This window comes from Natrarchaeobius oligotrophus, assembly GCF_003841465.1.
GTDB classification, from domain to species: domain Archaea; phylum Halobacteriota; class Halobacteria; order Halobacteriales; family Natrialbaceae; genus Natrarchaeobius; species Natrarchaeobius oligotrophus.
The window spans coordinates 326973-341667 of sequence record NZ_REFZ01000001.1 but is presented as its reverse complement, the minus strand read 5'-3'; the positions used below and the strand labels follow the sequence as shown (position 1 = coordinate 341667).

Here is a 14695-nt window from a genome sequence, read left to right as displayed (position 1 = left end):
GAGAGACGACACGTGACAACCAGACCCGTCCGTCGGCGAGAGCGCGAATCCGAAGCGAAACGACGCGCGCGGGAACCGAATCCGGAACGGGTGTGTACTGAGTGCGAGTCGGAGACCCTCATCAAGAGCGACGATCGGGGAGAGTTCGTCTGTAATCACTGCGGCTTGGTCGTCGAGACGCCTAATATCGACCGTGGTCCAGAGTGGCGAGCGTTCAATCAGTCCGAACGCCGGAGCAAATCCCGGGTCGGTTCCCCGATCACGCGGACGATGCACGACAAGGGACTCACCACGCAGATAGACTGGAAGAATACGGACGCCGCCGGACGTTCCCTGTCCGCCGACAAGCGCGATCAGATGCGCCGGCTTCGTACGTGGCAAGAGCGCATCCGAACGAAAGATGCCGGTGAGCGCAACCTCCAGCACGCTCTCGGCGAAATCGACCGAATGGCGAGTGCACTCGGCGTTCCGCGTTCGGCCCGCGAGGTGGCGAGCGTCATCTACCGCCGCGCGCTCGCCGAGGATCTGATTCGCGGCCGGTCGATCGAGGGCGTCGCTACCGGCTGTCTCTACGCCGCCTGCCGTACGGAGGGAATTTCACGGAGTCTCGAGGAAGTTGCCGAGGTGTCGCGTGTCGAACGAAAAGAGATCGGACGGACGTATCGGCACGTCTCCCAACGTCTCGACCTGGAACTGGAACCGGTCGATCCGCGGGAGTACGTTCCCAGATTTTGTTCCGAACTCGACGCGAGCGAGGCCGTCGAGACGAAAGCCATCGAAATCATCAGCGTCACCACGGACAGGGGACTTCTTTCGGGCAAGTCCCCGACGGGGTGGGCCGCAGCCGCGATTTACGCGGCTTCGTTGCTCTGTCACGAACGGAACACCCAGCGCGAGGTGGCGGCCGTCGCGCAGGTCACCGAAGTGACGATCCGGAATCGGTACCCGGAGCAACTCGAGACGATGGACCACCGGTGACGACGCACCGGTCCGGACGTGAACGACCGCCGCGACTCGTTCTCGTTCCGGGAGTCCACCGAGACGAATGGTCGAACTGCTCGTGCACCCCGTTCGTTGAATACTCTCGATGCGGAACGGAGCGTATGGACGACGAACCCGATACACGGATCGACCATCCGAAGCGGCTCTGCGATGCGATCGTCGAACTCATAGACGAGATCGAAGAGAGCGAGGTCATCGGGGAAGAGAAGGCGTCGGAGTTGCGGTCCGAAATCTACCGCTCGATCGACGTCGCCGAAGAATAGCGGGTCACGTCCGTTGCGGGGACGTCGACGTTCCCCATCCGTTGTGAAGGGACCGGTGGGCGGGAGAATCGAGTCTCCGGGCGCAAAAACGCGGAGCATCGATCTCGGGTGACGGGGTCGAATTCGGCCGGATGCAGGTCGCGGGGGACGATCCCATCACCGATGAACCAGTCCCCGTATCCGATTCCGAACGTCGTCGACGGATTCGTACGATTCGTTGTCGATCGGAGCGAGGACCTCCGCTACGGTTTTCGATCCCCCCTGCGTCTCGATCTCGATATCGCTGTAGGCACTGACCAGTTCGTCCATGGTCGTCGGATACTCGTGCGTTTCGAGTCGCTCGTCCAGCTCGCCGAGCTGTTCGTTGGATTCGGCGTCAATCGGTTCGGGTTCGTCTGCGCGGTCGCGCGCCTCTCGAAGCCCTCGCTCTCGCTGGCGTCGTTCTTCGTCGTCCGTTCGTTGGTCTCGTGCAGTTTTGTCGTCCGCCATCCTCCGGGTTAGTGCGGCGAGCGGGATAACGCTGTGGCCAGCCGTCGATCCGTTCTTCGCCGAACCGCTACCACAGATTTTCCGCGAAGCTGTCGGTTCCCGTCGAGTGCGGGGTGGACCCTCGAACGTCACATCAGCCGGAAATCCACTGGCCCGATTCCACGCCGTCAGGGCATGGAGGTGGCCGTTGCATTTCGGATCGAGCGTCTACCGCCTCCAGTCCGTCACCCATCGAGAACCGACCATGCCTCGAGGCGATCCGTCACGGCGTCCGTGACGTCGGTGAGGTACGCCAGCCCCCAGCGAGCGACGACAATCGCGCCGATCGCGTTGAACAGGATATCCGACATCGTGTCGTCGAGTCCGTGCTGAGCCAGCGGCATCTGGAGACCGGTGCGATCGGCGACGAGGTCGAACCCGAACTCGCCGATCTCCCAGAAGACCCCGAACGCAACGACGAAGACCACGACGAACGCCGGCGTCAGTTCCGGCGGCAGGTGTATCTCGTCGCGGTGTTCGTCCGCGACCCGAACCGCCACGTATCCGACCGCGCCGACGAGCGTCGCCGAGAGCGGATGGGTCACGTTGTGCCACCAGAACGATCGATCGTACACGTAGAACGAACCGATCGCGTGCATGAAGACCACGAACGTGATCCAGAGCGTGAGCCCCGAATCGAACGGGATCTCGTACCGCCGTCGGAGCAGGGTCGGCACGAACGTCACGCCGAGCATTGCGGCCGCGTTGACGACGACGCCCGAATCCAGCGTGACCGCGCCGTAGCCGACCATCGCGATCATCCCGAATCGGAGTACCTGGACGAGCCCGCACTGCGTGCGTCCGGAAATCGGAAGTCGACGCTCGAGGGACGGTCGGCCGTCGATGCCGGCTTCGATCGCGAACGCGTTCTCCGCGATGCCGTCGACGGGTGCCGAGACGAGTTCCTCGCCCGGGAAGTGCCGGTAGTACAGGTCGAAGCAGACGCCCGCCGACAATCCCGTCACGGTCGCGGCGAGCAGGAGCCACATCACTTCGGTGTTGCTCGCCAGGACGGCGGTCCCGGCGACGAGGTCCCACAGCCACGTCGCCATCGCCCACGCGGCCGCGATCGACGCCGACACCATCGTGACGACGGCGACGGCGACCCAGCGCTCGAGTCGGATCTCCGTCAGCGCGTGTACTTCGAGGGTGAGCGCGAGCGCGAGCGCCCCGGCGCCGGCGTAGAGAACGAGCTGTCGGCTCCAGAACGTGGGCGCGATCGCAGCCGCGAGCAGCGGCACGACCGTGACCGCCGTCACCTCCCACGGGAGGGCGGCGCGTTTCGACTCGAGTGCGACCGCGGGAACCAGCGCGACCGCCACGACGGTCGCGGCGAACAGAACGTCGTGAACGCGGCCGTCGAGAAGTGCGTGGCCGCCGACCACCGCGACGACGGCGATCGCGAGCCAGGAGAGGTAGGCGTTCGATCGCTCGCCGTGGAACGCGCGGGTCGGGGTGCGGGACATCGGTGGGTGAGTGGACGGCGCTCGCGGCGGTCGCCGCCGGCTGTCGCGACGATTCGGACGATCCGTACGATCGGGCTCGAGTAAAGGGCAGGGCTTGCACCGGCGATCGATCGCCCGACGCGACGACCATATGTGGCTCCCGTTCCTAACCGCGTCACTGTCATGATGGCCACGACTCACGCGCTCGGAGCCCTCGCGCTCGTCGCTCCGCTCGCGGCCGTCGCGCCCGAGCTTGCGGTCGTCGTCGCCGTCGCCGCGATCGTCGGTGGGCTCTTTCCCGATCTCGATCTCTACGCCGGTCACCGGCGGACGCTTCACTTCCCCGTCTACTACTGGCTGCTCGCCGTTCCCGCGGCGGCCGTCGCGTGGATCGTTCCGGTCCCGGAGACCGTCGCCGTCGCGGTCTTCCTCTTCGCGGCCGCCTTGCACTCGGCGATGGACGCGTTCGGCGGCGGTCTCGAGCTTAAACCCTGGCTCGAGACGTCCGATCGGGCCGTTTACAGCCACTACCACGGACGGTGGATCGAGCCCAGACGCTGGGTTCGCTACGACGGTGCTCCGGAGGACCTCGTTCTCGCCGTCGCGCTGGCCGTCCCTTCTCTCGCAGTCTTCGACGGCGTCGTCCGGAGCGTCGTTCTCGGATTGCTCGCGATCTCGGCGGGGTACGCGCTCGTGCGAAAACCGCTCGTCGCGGTCGCCGAGTGGATTCTCGTGTGCGTTCCCGACCCCGTCCTCGACCGTCTCCCGGAGCGGTTGCTGCCGATCGAAGCGTCGGATCTCGAGCGCATCGACGACGATAGTCGGTGACCGCCATCGTACTCCCCTCGCGAATCGGCGATCACCGCGATCACCGCGTCCGCTCGAGACGGGGGAGGACGAAGGGGGCGAGCGGGACGCCGGGAACCGCGAACGACGCCGACGCGCTCGGGAACGACGGCTTCCGGGTTGCGGTGGTCGCGTCCGCCGTCACCCGTTCCCGATCGGAAAGCGCAACAGCGCGCCGACCCCGTCGAACGCCTCGGCGAACCGGTTCCCGTCCGGGAAGTCGTCCGGAACGACGACCGTCTCGCCGCCCTGATCCGACGCCCGATCGCCGAGGGTCCGGATCCGCTCGCCGTCGACGCTCGTCGAGAGCAACAGCGTCTCGACGGCGTCGTACTCGAGCGCGTCGTCGACCTCGCTCGCGCCGTAGGCGACGGGCGTCTCGTCGTCGCGCAGGCCGTCGAAGAACGCCTCGAGCGTCTGCCGAACGTCCCGCCGGTCGCGCTCGTCGACGACGTCTTCGGCTTTCGAGGCGAGCTGTCTGAGCCCCTGCTCGCTGGCGTACTCGACGGCGAACGGTCCCTCGAGCCGTTGCTCGAGACGGTGGTCGAGGTCGGCCTCCTCGCGAAACGATTCGACGGTTCCCGTCGTTCCGCCGAGGAGGACCGAGTCGACGCCGTCTCCGTCGTCGAGAAACGCTCGTTCGGCCCGATCGGCGACCGCGTCGAAGAACTCGCGCTTTCGGCGCTCGCGGTCGCGCTCGAACCGCTCGGCGGACTGTCCGCCCGCGCTCGATTTGCCCGGCACGTCGCTGTCGAACGCGTCGATCGAGTCGACGCCGTCGTCGTCGAGCCGCCCGAGCGCCGCCCCGCCGCGCTCGACGACGAGCAGGCCGTGACTCCGGTCGGGTTCCGTGACGGACTCGAGCGGCTCGAGGTCGAACGCGTTGGCGTGTTCGTACGCCGACTCCTCGATCGGCACCGACAGCTCGTCGAAGACCACCGTGACGAGCTCGCCGTTGACCTCTCCCGCGTAGAGCGCGATCCCGTTCTCCGGGAGCTCGTCGTACTCGTTCAGGCGGCTCCGAGCCGCTTCCAGCGCGTCGACGAGCGGCCGGGGAAAGGACCGTTCGTCGAGCTGGGTCGCTTCGGCGTAGTCGGTTTCGACGGGCTGGCGAGCCTCGCCGATCGTCCCGTCGGCCGGAACGGCGAGCGTGACGAGGACGTCCCGATCCGCGCGGGCGTCCGAGAGTCGATCGAGTCGCTCGTGGAGTTCGTAGTCGTCGAGGGGCATGGAGATCGTCTCGGCGAACGTGGTGGTCGGTCCGCCCACCGGCCGCGGTTCCGGTCGAACTGCGGTGTGAGCGGCGGTTGCCGCGGCTACGGCCCTGGCGGTGTTGAGGCGTCTGCCGGCGCTGTCAGGGTTCGCCGCGTGGCGTCGAGTGCCAACGGACGCAATGGGAAAATCGATCCCACTCGAGAGGCCGAGCGTGGGAGTCTCGCACGCCGATCGTTCCGGCGAGTCGCGGTCGGCAAGTGACGCCGCTGTGTCGTTCAGTCGTCTCTTCCGAGCGAGTGAGCGACCCGTTCGCCGGTTTCCAGTCCGTTCCGAACGGCGGCGTGGAGTCGCCCCTCGCCGGCGACCCAGTCACCGAGGCAGTACAGTCCCTCGCGTTCGGCCGACTCGACCGGACCCCGATCGACTCCGTTTTCGGGCTGTGCGTACCGCCATCCCTGGAAATCCGTCCACGCTGGCTTTTCGAGTCGATCGTCGTCTACGACGTCGGCGGTCAGTCGGGCGAGCGCCGCGACGATCTCGGTCGGATCGTCGTCGTACCGTTCGACCGACCACCGATCGTTCGCCTGAACGATCAGGATCGACTCTCCGTCGGGAACGCGACCGGGCTTGCACTCCTCTCGTGCGATCCAGCCGATCTCGTGTCCCTTGTCGACGTTGACGAGCGCGTAGTAGGGCACCTCGAGTTCGAACTCGTAGCCGAGGACGGCGGTCAGGATCGTCCGGTACTCGACGGCTTCGGCGGCCTCGATGATGGCGTCGCGTCGGTCGTCGTCCCAGTCCGCGTCGCGGACGAGTCGCGCCGTCTGCGGGGCCGGCGGCGTACAGAGCAGCCGATCGTACGCTCCCCACTGTCCGCCGTCGGCGTCGGTCAGTCGCCACCGGTCCCCGTCGCGGCTGATTCCGGTAATCCGTGTGTTCCGGTTTACCGTCGCGTCCGTCTCGGCGAACAGTCGCTTCGCGAGTTGCGTGATGCCCGTTCGATAGGTCAACTTCCGCTCGTCCGTCTCCCGGCCTTCGTCGACGGTTCCGTCCTCGTCGAAGACGTGTATCGGCTCGTCGACCGAGACGAGACCGTCGCTCTCGAGTCGTTCGGTCACCAGCGAGACGACGCGATCGTCGTCGTCTTTCAGGTAGTTCGCTCCGTAGTCGTAGCATCGCCCGTCCGCCCGTCGCGTCGCCGCCCGCCCGCAGACGCCGCCGGACTTCTCGAGTACCGTACACCGAGCGTTCGGGGCGTCTCGCTGGATGGCGTACGTCGCGGCCGCACCCGCTGCACCGGCGCCGATGATCCCAATCTCCATACGCGACGTACGAACCGCTGGGGCAACTGTCTAGGGCTCGCGCTCGAAAGCGGTCGCCCTCGCGCAGTCCGTTCCCGCGCGAGTCGCTCGGACGGCGGCGTGACGTCTTCGGGCCAGTCGGCGACCCGCTCGAACGCTCCGGCTACAGTGTGCGTCTCTTCGTCGAGGTTGCAACCGACGAAAACGCGCCCGATTTGCGGAAATATATGGCCTGGCTCCTCGCGATGCGAAAGTGACCCGGGACGAATGAGGCTGACTGTTGTCATCCGACCTGTCGTCCCGATTTCCCGGACAACCGTCTCCGTAGTTACCGTCTACGTCAGCTGTACGCCTCGCTTGCGTTCGATCGCTGGACCGGCGTCTTCCGATCGGACGACCCGGCGTCGACGCTCGAGACGCGACGATCGGACAGCTGCCGTGAACCAACGTATATGGTCCATACTGTTGTGAGTAGGACTGCATCACACCGGACATGAATCCGCTCCGGACGATCTCGAGGCGTACTCGAGGCCACCTACGCGAGGCCACGTACGTCGATCTCGGGGCGGTTCGAATCGATACCCGGGCGCTCGCCGCGTTTCGGATCGCCGCCGGATTACTCATCGTCGCGGACGTCCTCCTTCGCGCTCGGAACTTCACGTTCTTCTACACGGAGTCGGGCGTCGTCCCGCAGTCCGTGGCCACGGAGATGACGGCTGACAACGCGTTTTCGATCTACTACTTCACGACGGATCCGACGGTGATCGCCGCGCTGTTCGTCCTCACGATACTGGTCGCGGTACAGCTGATCGTCGGCTACAGGACGAGGGTCGCGATCGTCCTCTCGTTTCTGCTCGTCGTCTCGCTGGATCACCACAATCCGCTGGTTCTCAGCTTCGCTGACACGCTGTTTCGAATGTTGCTGTTCTGGGCGATCTTCCTGCCGCTGGGTGAACGGTGGTCGGTCGACGCCCTCCACGCCGACGCGCCGCCGAGACCGACGGTTGCGAGTCTCGCGTCCGCGGCGATCCTGGCCCAGATCGTCTACATGTACGTCCTCAACGGCTACCACAAGCGCGAATCCGCGCTGTGGACCGGCGGGGAGGCCACCCCGCTCATCATGGGACTCGACAACACGACCTTCCTCCTCGGCGACGGTATGCGAAACGTCCCGACGCTCCTGCAGTACGGCGGGATGACGTGGTACTACATGATGCTGTTCGCCTGGTTGCTCGTCCTCCTCCGGGGGAACGCACGCACGCTCTTCGTCGCCATGTTCCTCGCCGGCCACGCATCGTTCGCGATCACCGTTCGGATCGGCGCGTTCCCGTACGTCGCCATCGCCGGCCTGCTCCTGTTCCTGCAGACGCCCGTCTGGGACCGACTCGAGGCCCTCGTCCGCTCCGTCTCACTCGAGCGGTTCCGACTCGTCCACGCCCGAACCGAACTCGAGCGGCTCGGATCTCGACTCCCCCGCGCCCGGATCGACTCGGAGACCCTCGGCCACGTCAGGACGACCGTCTACACCCTCGCACTGGTCGTCGCGGTCGTCTCGCTGCTGGTCGTACCGGCGCTGGCTCACCTGCCCGTCGCCCAGTCGGTCGACGAGGAGGACGGTCCGAAAGAGCGCATCGACGACAGGGCCGACGCGATCCGCGTCTCCCAGCCCGAGTGGACCGTCTTCGCACCCCATCCGCGAACCGTCGACCGATACTACGTCTTCCCGGCCGAAACCGAAGGCGGCGAGACGGTCGACGCGTACAACGAGCGTCCGCTGACCTACGAGAGACCCCACGACGAACTCCAGAAGCAGTTCGGCACCTACCGGGAACGCTTCTACATGAACAGCGTCAGACGCGGCGGTCCCGACGATATCGTCTCCGAAACGCTCGCGGAACACCTGTGTGAAACCTGGGCGGAAGACCACGGCGAAGCACTCTCCCACGTCAACATGTACTACGTCGTCGAGGACGTGACACTCGAGACGATCGACGAACCCGACGAGCGCGCTCGAGAGATTCGGCCGATCTACTCCCACGGCTGTGGCGACAACGAGCCGAAAGCGATCGATCCACCGGAGTGAGGAATCTCAGCGATCAACGCTGGCGACCGGCCGTTCGTGAACGGTGGAACCAATCGCAAAGTCGGTGGTGGTACAAGTATCCCGAGTAGACCGGTGGCCTCGGCACTCATAGGGCTCGTCCTCACCGGATGCCGAGTCCGGCTCGGAGCGGGTGCGTCGTCATCGGCCGCTCGAGTCTACGCCCGGCGGTCCAAAGACGGTTTTGATCGCGGGAACGTGAGCTACGTCGAGTCGTCCTCCCTACCCGAAGCGACGAATCCGGCGTTGAACTCGTCGACGAGATTCCGAAGGCGGTCGGTGTTTCGCGCGGAGAACGTCGCCGGGGCTCGAGCGCTCGCAGGTCGTCCATCGAACGACGTGATCGACTGTGTTCGAGGCGTCGGCTGGTCGGAAGACGGGTCGGGTCGTGGGGTGGTGTGTTGGGTGTGCATGTCGGTCGGAGTCGAATGTTCGGCGGCTGATGCTCGTCGGAAAAGGAATTAGCGTACAGCGAGGCGTACGACCGACATCTGTACCGGTCGCTACGAATCGATCATACATAAATGTTCATGATATAGCTTGGACGATGCGAGGCCACCTCACAGGTCCGTTCGCCGACTCAGTGGGGAATGGTCAGCACTTAAGGGCGTTCGGGGTCTCGAGTCGGCTGCATGGACGCCGGCGAGTCGATCGACGCGGACGGTGGGGACGCCGCGGAGACGCCGAAACCCGACGTGAGCTTCGTCGTGCCGGCGAAAGACGAGGCGGCGTACCTTCGCGGCGCGCTCGCCAGCCTCACCGATCTCGATACCGGATACGAGTACGAGATCGTCGTCGTCGACGGCGACTCGAGCGACGACACGCGCCACGTCGCCCGCGAGTACGACGCGACGGTGCTCTCGGGCCCGGATTCGAGCATCGCCGCGTCGCGAAACCTCGGCGCGGACTACGCGAGCGGGGAGTGGCTCGCGTTCGTCGACGCCGACACGCGCGTTCGGGCGAGTTACCTGACGCACCTGCTCGGCTTCGTCGAGGCCAACGGGCTCGCGGCGGCGAGTTCGTACTGTCGGATCGCCGGACCCCGCCGGGCGAAGCTGATGGAGGTGACGATCAACCACTGGTTTTCCCGGCTCGAGCGACCGATTCTGCCGGGATTCAACTGCTTCGTCCACCGCCGGGCGTTCGAGGAACGCGGTGGCTTTCCGGACGTGCCGAACGAGGACACGTCGTTCAGCCGGGCGCTGGGCGCGCGGTATCCGACGGGGTACTGTCCGCGGGTGTTGGTCGAGAGTTCGGGCCGTCGAATCGCCGAGGACGGGCTGACCGGAACGCTCGCTCACTACGTCAGCCTGGACGCCCAGCGACTGCGTGCGAACGAGCGGACGAGCGATCGGATCTGAGCTCGCGGGTCGATTCCGACCCCGTCCCGCACGACCAGGGCGACGACTTTTGTCGTTCGACGGCGACGATCACCCGTGTCGAACGTTCCGCCGGAAGCCGAGCGACTGCTCGAGAGCGAGCCGTTGATGGCCCACCTCGGCACCTGTCTCGAGGGACGACCTCACGTCGCGCCGGTCTGGTTCCGGTACGACGACGGCGTCGTCGAGGTCGTAACCACGGGGCGAAAGCTCGCGAACGTCCGGGACAATCCGCGAGTCGCCCTCTCCGTCCAGGCCGACGACGGCGGCGACCCGCGGTGGACGGTGACGATGCTCGGATCCGCACGGGTCGTCGACGACGAGGAGCGAACCGCGGCGGCCAGACGGCGCATCAACGAGAAGTACGGCGTTCGGTCCGACGCCTACGAGGAGAATACGCTCGTCCGGATCGAGGTCGGGTCGACGACGTACCGGACGTACTGACCGGACGCGCCAAGCGCCGCGTCCGCGCCGATCGCTCGACGCGTCGACACCGGCGCGACGTCCGGCCGCGAAAAGACTATACATTCAGGCCGAGCTAGTAGTCGGCGTGCCGATGCGCTCGAGTCGATCCGAACCGTCCCCAGTCGACCGTCCCTCTCGCCCGCGCCGGCGAACCGCCGTCGCGACGCTCCCGTGATCGATGTCGTCTGTTCCCGACTGCTGTCGTAACCGCGGGCTGTTCTCGGACGCCGTTCTCGAGCGCCGACTCCCCGAAACGGTCGCCTGGAACGCGGCCGACGAGCGGGACCTCCGGGACGCCTACGAGTCGGTTGCCGCCGTCTGGGAGCGCGAACGCACGGACGCGCCGAACCGGACCGCGTCCGAACTTTCGGCGTCGCTCGTCGAGCCGGTGGGCCGGGCGCTCGGCTTCGAGTTCGATCGGCTCGAGTCTGACCCGCCGTCCGATCGGCCGCGGAGCCGGCCGCCGTACGCGATCGTCGGTACCGAAAGCGACTCCGGTCGCCCGCTGGCCGACGGTCCCGGTGACGACCCGTCGACCGCCGACGAAGTCCGCGCGGACGACCCGCGAACCGCCGGTCGCGACGATCGACCCGACCTCGTCGTCGCGGACGTGCGTCGGTGGGGGCGCTCGCTCGAGGCTCAGGATTCGACGGGCGAGCGCGGGTTCGAGAACCCGAGTACGCGTATGGCCGAGTTCCTCCGCGAGTCGCCCGCACGCTGGGGCGTGCTCACCGACGGGAAGCGGTGGCGACTCTACGGCGATCGTCCGGGACGCCGGTTCGACGCACACCTCGAGATCGACCTCGAGGAGATCCTCGAAACCGGAGATTCGACGGGGTTCAGGTACTTTTACTGCCTGTTCGGCCGCGTCGCGTTTCGAAATTCGAGCGGACCGCCGCTCCTCGAGGTCGCCGCCGACGAGCGCTCCGTCGCCGATCGCGCGGTCGTCGACGACCTCCGCCGACGGTGCTGCCGGGCGGTCTGCGTCCTCGCTCGCGACGACCTCGAGCGCCGGGGGAACGTCGAAGCTGTGGGAACCGATCCCGCGGCCGCCGATCTCGAGAGCGGTGATCCCCTGGACGACGCCGGTGGCGGTTCCGGGCGGCGCGCCGACGGCCCGCTCGAGCGGACGTACGACCGAGCGTTGCGTGCGTGTTACCGACTCGTCGTCGACCTGTACGCTCGCGGCGTCCGGTGCGGGTCGGTCGAATCCGGCGACGGGCCGTCCGCGCCCGAACCCGTGGACCGGGACCCCCTCTCGAGGGTCGACGACGACGCGCTCGATTGGGCCGTCGCCGTCCTGACCGACGGCTCAGACGCTGACGAGCCCGGATTTCGCGACTACTCCTCGCTCGAGACGCGACACCTCGGGACCGTCTACGAACGGCTGCTCGAGTATCGGATCGAGTTCGCGGACGAATCGCGTGCGCTGGGGGACGACGAGTATCCGATCGCACGCGCTGCCATCGAACGCTCGGCCGACGACGGGACCGACCGGCGCGTCGACGCGGGCGGGGCGTACCTGACGCCGGCGTCGACCGATCGAAAGCGAACCGGCTCGTACTACACGCCCGATCCGGTCGTCGCGTACGTCGTCGAACACACCCTGGACCCCGAGATCGAGGAGATTCGTCGCGAACTCGACCGCTCGCCCGGCGAACCGGGGTACGTCGACGCCTTCGCCGAGGAACTCCTCGAACTGCGAGTTCTCGATCCCGCCGCGGGCTGTGGCTACTTCCTCGAGCGCGCGGTCGACCGCCTCACGCGTGCGCTCGTCGTCGCTCGGGAGCGCCACGCGGCACGAGGGGGACTCGAGTCGCTCGCCGACGGCAGTCTCGGCCGAGTGCGTCGCCGCGTCACGGCGCGTTGCGTCTACGGCGTCGACCTCGATCCGGTCGCGGTCGACCTGGCGCGGACGTCGATGTGGTTGCGGGCCGGCGGCGACGAGACGGTGGCGTCGGCGCTCGAGCGTCACGTAAAGGCGGGCAACGCCCTCGTCGGGGCCGACCGGGAGCTACTCGAACGCCTCGAGGTGTCGGTTCGGGAGAAGTCGCCCGGCGATTCGAACGGCGGACGCCAGTTCGACCGTTCGCACGATACCGACGACGCGCGGGATCGACTCAGGGAGCGCCTCGAGGCGATCGCGGACGTCCAGACGACGCGCGCGTTCGCGGAACGGGCCGAGACGAGCGGGGGGCGAGCCGGCACCGGCGTTCCGGCCGACGCGATCGACCGGCTGTCGGATGCGCTGACCGACGACGATCGCTGGCGTCGGCTGGCGGAGACGGAGTGGTTCGAGACGGCTCGACGACGAGCCGAGTCGGACCGGTATTTCCACTGGCCGCTCGCGTTTCCCGACGCGTCCGACAGCGCGGTTCCGGACGCGCCGCCGGAGTTCGACGCCGTCGTCGGCAATCCGCCGTGGGTGGCGACGGCGGGTCGAGCGAACGTCAGCGCGGCGATGGATTCGGCGCTTCGATCCTACCTCGAGGCGACCTTCGAGGCGACCGAGGGGCAGTTCGACCTCTACGTCGCCTTCTACGAGCGGGCGATCCGGCTGGCCCGCGACGGTCGCGTCGGGATCGTGGTGCCCGATTCGATCCTGGCGCGCGAGCAGGCCGGGCCGATCCGGAGGTTCGTCCTCGAGCACGCGCCCCCGTCGCGCATCGCCCGCGTCGGCGCGGCCTTCGACGGCGTCGAGGCGGGGGTCGCGATCCTGATCGGCGGCGGACGCGAGAGCGGTGAGGTTGCCTGCGTGGACGCGACCGACGCGACCGATCTTCGTTCGCTGCGGACGACCGGCGTTCCGGTGGGCGTCTTCGAGCGACAGCCGGCGCATCGGTTTCTGATCCACCTCGACGAGACGACGCGCGACGTGCTGGATCGAATCGACGACCACCCGCCGCTTTCGGCCGTCGCCGACCTCGCTCGCGGGGAGGAGGTGAGCAAGCGGGCGGCGTTTCTTCGCGACGAGCCCGCCGCGGATCGTCGACCGATCGCGCCGGGAAGCGCGATCCGCCGGTACGACGTCGACGAGAGCGAACTCCGGTACGTCGATCCCGCAGCCATCGAAAAGGACGAACGCCGGTACCGCAGCCCGAAGCTCGCCTTCAGACAGACGAGCGACTCGCTGATCGGGACGTACGATCCGGACGGGCTGGCGACGATCAAGTCGGTCTACACCGTCCGCCTCGAGTCGGGATCGATCGACGCGTACAAACACGTTCTCGGCGCGCTCTCCTCGCCGCTTTTGAACTACTACCACCACTACAAACACGCGGCTTACCGATCGGTGTTTCCCCAGATCAACCAGTCGACGTTCGAGTCGTTTCCGATCGCGATGGACGGCGGACCGGACGACGAACTCGTCGCGGCGGTCGACGAACGGCTCGCGGGGACGGCCGAGCGAAACGCGATCCCCGAAACGATCGGCCCGTACCTCGACGAGTACGACGACGGGCCGACGCTCGGCGACCTCTCGAGCCGCGTCGCGGATCCGAACGAAAGGCGTGGTCCGTCTCTCACCGTGACGACCGATGCGTGGCCGAACCTGCGGATCGGATCGGTCGACGTCGGACGCGACGGATCGACGGTCGTCGTCTCGGCGCGCCTTCGATACAAACCGGGCCGCGACCGGGACACCGACCGGTGGGGATACGCGGAGACGGATCCGATCCCCGCGCTCGCGATCGCCGACGCGGACGACGACCTCGCGACGCTTCTCGAGGCGTTCGTCCCGTACGCGGTCGAGCGCGCCGACGGCTTCGCGAACTACAGAGCGGCGGCGACGAGAACGATCGCCCCGATCGATCGGCTACGTGCGATCGCGCTCCCTCGACTCGAGGACGTCGCGGCAGATCTCGAGGCGTACGTCGACGATCGCGAGCGCGCGGCGAACCTGGACGACCGCCTCGCGGTCGTCGACCGAACGATCCACGATCGCGTCTGTTCGCTCTACGGGTTGTCGGCGCGCGAGCGCGCCCTCGTCTATCGGGAGTTCGGTCGGCACGACGCCGACGGCTGATACGGACCGCCGTCCGCCAGTTCCGGCGGGATCGCGGTCCGCCTACGGGCCGAACAGACCGTGCGCCTCGAGTTCGTTCGAAATCGCGGCGATTCGCGATCGAGCGACTCCTCGGATTCGCGGACC

General features: G+C 67.2%; 11 protein-coding genes. 7 read left to right on the top strand and 4 right to left on the bottom strand.

Annotated features, from left to right (window positions below; all coding sequences use genetic code 11):
* Positions 1 to 12 precede the first annotated feature (12 nt).
* Positions 13 to 978: a transcription initiation factor IIB gene (locus EA472_RS01745; RefSeq protein ID WP_124189794.1), complete on the top strand. Its 966-nt coding sequence runs from the start codon at positions 13 to 15 to the stop codon at positions 976 to 978.
* A 125-nt stretch (positions 979 to 1103) separates the two neighbouring features.
* Entirely contained in the window at positions 1104 to 1265 is a 162-nt protein-coding gene (locus EA472_RS22320) for a hypothetical protein (RefSeq protein WP_165874790.1), read from the top strand.
* Between the two features lie 156 nt (positions 1266 to 1421).
* Here the strand turns inward: EA472_RS22320 and EA472_RS01740 are convergent, their stop codons facing one another.
* Both EA472_RS01740 and EA472_RS01735 read right to left on the bottom strand, forming a co-directional pair.
* The gene (locus EA472_RS01740) at positions 1422 to 1754 is read right to left on the bottom strand and encodes a DUF5789 family protein (protein WP_124189793.1); all 333 of its coding nucleotides are present in this window, start codon (positions 1752 to 1754) and stop codon (positions 1422 to 1424) included.
* Positions 1755 to 1978: 224 nt separating this feature from the next.
* Positions 1979 to 3259 (bottom strand): hypothetical protein, encoded by a 1281-nt coding sequence (locus EA472_RS01735; RefSeq protein ID WP_124189792.1) that lies wholly within the window; start codon positions 3257 to 3259, stop codon positions 1979 to 1981.
* A gap of 162 nt (positions 3260 to 3421) precedes the next feature.
* On the opposite strand from EA472_RS01735, the gene EA472_RS01730 reads away from it, so the two are divergent.
* Positions 3422 to 4066 (top strand): metal-dependent hydrolase, encoded by a 645-nt coding sequence (locus tag EA472_RS01730; protein ID WP_124189791.1) that lies wholly within the window; start codon positions 3422 to 3424, stop codon positions 4064 to 4066.
* Positions 4067 to 4225: 159 nt separating this feature from the next.
* Here EA472_RS01730 and EA472_RS01725 read toward each other — a convergent pair whose 3' ends face one another.
* A complete protein-coding gene (locus EA472_RS01725) occupies positions 4226 to 5314 on the bottom strand; it encodes a Vms1/Ankzf1 family peptidyl-tRNA hydrolase (RefSeq protein WP_124189790.1) in 1089 nt (362 codons plus the stop codon).
* A gap of 260 nt (positions 5315 to 5574) precedes the next feature.
* Entirely contained in the window at positions 5575 to 6621 is a 1047-nt protein-coding gene (locus EA472_RS01720) for an NAD(P)/FAD-dependent oxidoreductase (protein WP_124189789.1), read from the bottom strand.
* A 472-nt stretch (positions 6622 to 7093) separates the two neighbouring features.
* Between EA472_RS01720 and EA472_RS01715 the strand changes: the two genes are divergently transcribed.
* From EA472_RS01715 to EA472_RS01695, 4 genes are all read left to right on the top strand, one after another.
* Positions 7094 to 8683, top strand: coding sequence for an HTTM domain-containing protein (locus EA472_RS01715; protein ID WP_124189788.1), 1590 nt, complete (start codon positions 7094 to 7096; stop codon positions 8681 to 8683).
* A gap of 650 nt (positions 8684 to 9333) precedes the next feature.
* Entirely contained in the window at positions 9334 to 10062 is a 729-nt protein-coding gene (locus EA472_RS01705) for a glycosyltransferase (protein WP_124189786.1), read from the top strand.
* Positions 10063 to 10137: 75 nt separating this feature from the next.
* A complete protein-coding gene (locus tag EA472_RS01700) occupies positions 10138 to 10524 on the top strand; it encodes a pyridoxamine 5'-phosphate oxidase family protein (RefSeq protein ID WP_124189785.1) in 387 nt (128 codons plus the stop codon).
* Between the two features lie 199 nt (positions 10525 to 10723).
* Positions 10724 to 14569 carry an Eco57I restriction-modification methylase domain-containing protein gene (locus EA472_RS01695; RefSeq protein ID WP_124189784.1) on the top strand — a complete coding sequence of 1282 codons (3846 nt, stop codon included), beginning with the start codon at positions 10724 to 10726 and terminating at the stop codon, positions 14567 to 14569.
* Positions 14570 to 14695: the final 126 nt, after the last annotated feature.

Excerpts from the sequence above, each read along its gene's own strand:
- EA472_RS22320 (WP_165874790.1), top strand. The coding sequence starts at position 1,104 with ATGGACGACGAACCCGATACACGGATCGACCATCCGAAGCGGCTCTGC.
- EA472_RS01740 (WP_124189793.1), bottom strand. The coding sequence starts at position 1,754 with ATGGCGGACGACAAAACTGCACGAGACCAACGAACGGACGACGAAGAA.
- EA472_RS01735 (WP_124189792.1), bottom strand. The coding sequence starts at position 3,259 with ATGTCCCGCACCCCGACCCGCGCGTTCCACGGCGAGCGATCGAACGCC.
- EA472_RS01730 (WP_124189791.1), top strand. The coding sequence starts at position 3,422 with ATGATGGCCACGACTCACGCGCTCGGAGCCCTCGCGCTCGTCGCTCCG.
- EA472_RS01725 (WP_124189790.1), bottom strand. The coding sequence starts at position 5,314 with ATGCCCCTCGACGACTACGAACTCCACGAGCGACTCGATCGACTCTCG.
- EA472_RS01720 (WP_124189789.1), bottom strand. The coding sequence starts at position 6,621 with ATGGAGATTGGGATCATCGGCGCCGGTGCAGCGGGTGCGGCCGCGACG.
- EA472_RS01715 (WP_124189788.1), top strand. The coding sequence starts at position 7,094 with ATGAATCCGCTCCGGACGATCTCGAGGCGTACTCGAGGCCACCTACGC.
- EA472_RS01705 (WP_124189786.1), top strand. The coding sequence starts at position 9,334 with ATGGACGCCGGCGAGTCGATCGACGCGGACGGTGGGGACGCCGCGGAG.
- EA472_RS01695 (WP_124189784.1), top strand. The coding sequence starts at position 10,724 with ATGTCGTCTGTTCCCGACTGCTGTCGTAACCGCGGGCTGTTCTCGGAC.